The sequence below is a fragment of the Kitasatospora sp. NPDC091257 genome, assembly GCF_044757675.1.
GTDB classification, from domain to species: Bacteria; Actinomycetota; Actinomycetes; order Streptomycetales; family Streptomycetaceae; genus Kitasatospora; species Kitasatospora lactacystinica.
This window is the reverse complement of record NZ_JBIVVI010001726.1, coordinates 1-1,356: the sequence shown is the minus strand read 5'-3', so window position 1 is coordinate 1,356 and position 1,356 is coordinate 1. Positions and strand designations below refer to the sequence as shown.

Below are 1,356 nucleotides of genomic sequence, written 5' to 3'. Positions count from 1 at the left end.
GGGACGACGACGGCGGGCGGGTCGGTGGTCACCGGGCCGCTCCGGTGGCCACCGGGCCGGTGGCGGGACGCTCGGGTCGGTGGGCGGCCGCGCGGGCGGCGAGGCCGAGGACGACGGAGGTCAGTACGGTGGTGGCGCCGCCGATGTCCGCGTACAGGAAGTCGACCAGCACCCAGGTGAGCAGGGCGAGTGCGGCGAGCCCGGGGCCGTGGCGGTGGCGCAGGCAGCCGGTCAGCAGGGCGAGGAAGAGCGCGGCGTAGGCGGTGATGCCGATCAGGCCCTGCTCGCTCAGCACCAGGAGGTACATGTTGTGCGGGGAGAGCAGCGGTTCGCGCTGGAAGCCGATGGTGGCGTCGGCGGCGTCGCTGCCGGAGGACAGCCGCAGCGGGGCGTGGCTGTCGCGCAGTTGCTGGAAGGCCTTGGGTCCGGCGCCGTGCACGGGGTGGTCCTGCCAGATCCGTCCGGCGGTGGACCACAGGTCGTACCGGTCGGAGACGGACTGGTCGGGGGCGGCGGAGACGGAGCCGATCGAGCTGAGCCGCTTGGTGACGCCGGAGCCGCCGAGGCCGAGGCCGCCGACCAGGACGACCACGGCGGCCAGGCCGAGGACCGCGCCGCGCACCAGCAGCCGGGCGTCGACGCGCAGCAGCAGCACGGTGGCGGCGAGGCCGGTGGCGATCCAGCTGCCGCGGCTGAAGGAGACGGCCAGCGGGAAGGCGAGGAAGGCGGCGGCGGCGAACATGGCGCGGCGCAGCCGGGCGTTGCCGTCGGGGCCGCGCTCGGCGAGGCCGAGCGCGAGGGCGGCGAGCAGCCCGTAGCTGACCACGCTGGACATCGCCATGATGTCGAGGGCGCCGAAGGTGCCGACGGCCCGGATCGGCTGGCCGGTGTAGGAGGCGCCGGTGTGGGTGAGGTACTGCTTGGCGCCGACCACGCCCTGGATCAGTGCGGCGAGCACGAAGGAGCCGAGGACCAGGCGCTGGTCGGTGCGGTCGCGCAGGGAGCAGAGGACGGCGGCGGGGACCAGGACGAACACCTGGGTGAGGCGGACGAAGCCGGTGGCGCTCGCGGCGGGGTCGATCGAGCCGACGGTGGCGACGGCGGCGGCGACCACGACCGCGCCGAACAGGGCGCAGGCGGTGCGGCTGATCGCGGGCAGGCGTCCGCGCAGCAGGTCGAGCGCGGTGAGGGCGACCAGGGCCAGCGAGGCGAGGTCGGCGGCGGTGATGTGGACGGCGGCGGCGACGTCCTTCTGGCCGGTGGGCACGCAGACCAGCAGGACGGTGGCGGCGGCCAGCGGGCTGGTGCGCTGCGCGAGCGCGGGCAGGGCCCCGCGTAAGACCGGGCGGTGGAGGG

At 75.7% G+C, this 1,356-nt stretch carries 1 protein-coding gene; it reads right to left on the bottom strand.

Translation table 11 applies throughout. The annotated features are described in order from the left end of the window. Positions 1-28: 28 nt before the first annotated feature. The coding region (locus ACIQOV_RS41575; RefSeq protein WP_401056358.1) for an O-antigen ligase family protein at positions 29-1,356 on the bottom strand (1,328 nt) is incomplete at its 5' end.